Below are 3,130 nucleotides of genomic sequence, written 5' to 3'. Positions count from 1 at the left end.
CTGTCTCCGTAACCCGAGGGGTGTCCTCCTCTGCCTCCTCTTTCTCCTCCTGGTCAGACTCTCCTTGAGCTTCCAGCTCTTCCAATCGCGCTAAGATATCCTCAATATCCTGAGCATTCTGGAGATTGACCTTCTGCATGCCATCCATGAGCTGATTGGCTTTCTCCAGCGCTTCCGTCGTTTTAGCCAATTGTTCTTGGTTTTTGACAATGGCGCTAGTCGGGTCAAGTTCGGTGCGTAGAATCTCTTTGACTGCTTCAATGAGCGTTTCGTCCGTGTCACCCAAACGGTCACCCTCCAACTCACGAGTGAAAAAAGTAAAACGGCTTGTCACATTGAATAGAGACTTCCGTCTTGCCAACTCTAAAAAATTTATTTACTAATACAAATTCCATGTTTAATGTTCTCCTGATTATTTAATATAAATGTCTATTGAAGCGCCGTCTGTAAATTTTTTTCTAAATTCATCTCTCTGACTAGTGTCCGTAAACTCAATGTAAAGTCCAGGACTTTTGTCTATATCTGCTGAGTATTCATTTGAGTATTCATTCGGATGATGTGTATATGCGTATCTTGCGTATACAACTCTTTTTGCACCTTGTTTAGGTTTTATATTAATTTTTGTTTTAGTTATTTTGCTTCGATTACGATATTTATCATTGAACGAATCCTCTTTATTGTTTGTGCGGAAAATTAAAAAATTGCTTGAGATCGTTGGATTGCTTAAATCTCGAAAACTTCCAACAAACACCCACTTCTCTTTTTCCCAAACCAATATATTGCCAACATATCTTTGGACAATTTCATGTCCTCCGACATAAATTCCCTCTCTTGTAGCCATGTTATACCTCTACATCGTACACATCATAGATTGTGTTAGGGTCTTTGTAATAAACTCTTTCGTATTGCGCTTTAGACCCATACCAATACTTCATTTGCTGATTTCCGTTTTGGTTAATCAGCTTATTAGCGACTACTTCGGACGATGTACTTGGAATCCCAAGCGCTGACCTGTTTACTCGCAAAACACCCGAACTATCGACTGTAAGAGTTGAGTTATCAGGTCGAACCACACCAACCTGCCCACTCGTTGCCGTCTTGGCTTTCATCACGCCATTTGAAACCTCTGTCGTCTGATTATCAGGTCTGACGATACCGTTTGAGTTTGATGTTGCAACTGATATAGCTGATTGTGGTGTTGTAAATGTTCGTTTCAAAGTGGATACAGGAACTTTTTTCAATCCTGCCCCACTGTGAACTAGCACCACATCTCCGTCCGATACGTTGGATAACGTTGGCAAATCAGTAGCTTTTCTAACTTGGTTACTCATAATTACCATTCATCTATTCCTCCCTTTCTACTATTTGGTATTTCCAATCCGCTACGACTAAATTGTTGTTTTCGTCACCTAGCAATACATTAGCATTATCTTCGGCCTTGATTGGTATATAGAATGCATTCTGTAGTACCATTTCTTCTAGCAATGACAATCGTTGTTCTTGCTCATTGACTTCTCTTTTAGTCGCTTCATGGTCTGTATAACTGGCTTGCCTTACGTTGTCCACATTCCCCAATCCTACCTGCGTCTTGGTCACATTGTGTGGGTTGTTGCGGTTTTGAATATGAGCAGTAAGGTCAACCTTCTCAGCCTTACTTCTGGTGAACTCGTCAATCTTTTCAGGCAGACCGTCGATGTCTGCAACCTTGTGCCTGTGACTTAAGTCGGCTTTCCCATTCCAGCGTGTCCGTTCCTGGTCAGAAACGTGACGGGCAGTATCTCCAATATGATTATCGATATTAGTCTGCAACTTCCTTTCTGTCGCCTTCAGTTCAGGGACAGTCGCATAAACCAAGTCAGTCGCATTGTATTGAATGGTAATCTGACTATTCTTGCTGATAGTTGTATTGAAATCATAATCTCGATATACATAAGCAGATGTTTTGGGAGGAATCACATCTCCCTGCTCTGCCCAAGTATACATGTACATGAATTCTTCATGATTCCCACGTTTTGCAAACACACCGATTTCATTGATAATCATTTCACGCTCAATCCGCGAATTATCAAATCTCGCTGTGAGACGAATCGTATCAGCTACATCCGTCGATAAAGACTGTGTCACTTGCAGAGAATGAACTATTTGAGCTACATCATTCTTCTTGCCAGTGTCTGTCTGATGCCGTCCGCTACCTAAAGCTATTCGAGTAAAGACCAGTGGTTCTCTATTTTGAATTGCTAGGGCTGTTTCGCTGATTGCTTTATCAGTCACAATGGGCTGGATAAAATATCCCATTTATTTCCTCCTATTCAAATCGAACCGAACGAATGTCTCTGAATGTGTGAGCACCAACATAAATCTCGTTCATCATTGGCGCTTCAACCGAGAATTGGATTCCTAAATGAGCAGGAATCAATTCACGCACATACTTTAAAAAACGGTTCAAATATCCAGTCGGTAGTTCTCCTAAAAATCGGATATGTACCGCTGAACCTTTGACCGTTACTAAGTTATTGACATTCGTAAAGCTCTTTGTAATTTTTTGTAAACTCACTGAGTTGATTTTAATCTTGGAAGAAATTAAAGTGATTAGATACCGCCTTCGTTCTTCCAAGTCGGTTGTTTTCGGTTTTACCTGAAGAGCTTTTTCCCAACGTGTAATCCAGTCTTCCGTTGCTTCTGGCAACAACATCAATCGTCTAGTATCAAAGATTAAGTCTGTAATCAATTCCAGCTCTGGAATCTCAGTTTCAAACAAATCATTAATTGTTGGATCTAAGACCTCTGGCAAAGCCGATAACATACGATATCTAACTTGTGACATTGATAGTTACCTCCGCTAGTTTCGGAAGCATGTTGGTAGAAAGCTCAATACTTTGTTCCCTGTCATTCAACAAAATACGATCCACATCTCGAACCCCATTAATTCTGTCAATGATTGTAGCAACTTTATAGTTTCGAACCTCTTTCTCTTCAAATGCTTCTTCACGTAAGTATTTAATGAGTTGGACTTTCGCCTCGTGCTTGATGGTTTCGATATCTACATCTTCATCAATCTTGATCGTTGCGGTAATACGAACGTCGTAGCCACTTACAGACTGCACTGTCACATAAGCACCAATCGGAGCAA

5 protein-coding genes and 1 pseudogene are annotated in these 3,130 nt (G+C 40.7%); all 6 read right to left on the bottom strand.

What is annotated here, in order from left to right; genetic code table 11:
* Positions 1-334 (bottom strand): annotated as a pseudogene (locus SMIDD26_RS12700) (hypothetical protein); the annotation flags it as partial.
* A 78-nt stretch (positions 335-412) separates the two neighbouring features.
* Positions 413-841: a hypothetical protein gene (locus SMIDD26_RS03885; protein ID WP_061439045.1), complete on the bottom strand. Its 429-nt coding sequence runs from the start codon at positions 839-841 to the stop codon at positions 413-415.
* 1 nt (position 842) lies between these two features.
* On the bottom strand, positions 843-1,340 hold the full coding sequence (locus SMIDD26_RS03880) for a hypothetical protein (protein ID WP_061439043.1): 498 nt from the start codon (positions 1,338-1,340) through the stop codon (positions 843-845).
* Positions 1,341-1,344: 4 nt separating this feature from the next.
* Complete coding sequence (locus SMIDD26_RS12695) at positions 1,345-2,295, bottom strand: hypothetical protein (RefSeq protein ID WP_134990127.1); 951 nt, start codon at positions 2,293-2,295, stop codon at positions 1,345-1,347.
* A 10-nt stretch (positions 2,296-2,305) separates the two neighbouring features.
* Positions 2,306-2,824: a DUF2313 domain-containing protein gene (locus tag SMIDD26_RS03870; protein WP_061439041.1), complete on the bottom strand. Its 519-nt coding sequence runs from the start codon at positions 2,822-2,824 to the stop codon at positions 2,306-2,308.
* A partial coding sequence (locus SMIDD26_RS12205; protein WP_167747467.1) for a baseplate J/gp47 family protein occupies positions 2,811-3,130 on the bottom strand: 320 nt, incomplete at its 5' end. The genes SMIDD26_RS12205 and SMIDD26_RS03870, both read right to left, overlap by 14 nt.

Source organism: Streptococcus mitis (genome assembly GCF_001579035.1).
Taxonomy (GTDB): domain Bacteria; phylum Bacillota; class Bacilli; order Lactobacillales; family Streptococcaceae; genus Streptococcus; species Streptococcus mitis_J.
The sequence above is the reverse complement of the archived record's forward strand: the minus strand, read 5'-3'. Positions and strand labels throughout refer to the sequence as shown.

Coding starts and splice junctions, on each gene's coding strand:
- SMIDD26_RS12695 (WP_134990127.1), bottom strand. CDS start 2,295: ATGGGATATTTTATCCAGCCCATTGTGACTGATAAAGCAATCAGCGAA.
- SMIDD26_RS03885 (WP_061439045.1), bottom strand. CDS start 841: ATGGCTACAAGAGAGGGAATTTATGTCGGAGGACATGAAATTGTCCAA.
- SMIDD26_RS03880 (WP_061439043.1), bottom strand. CDS start 1,340: ATGGTAATTATGAGTAACCAAGTTAGAAAAGCTACTGATTTGCCAACG.
- SMIDD26_RS03870 (WP_061439041.1), bottom strand. CDS start 2,824: ATGTCACAAGTTAGATATCGTATGTTATCGGCTTTGCCAGAGGTCTTA.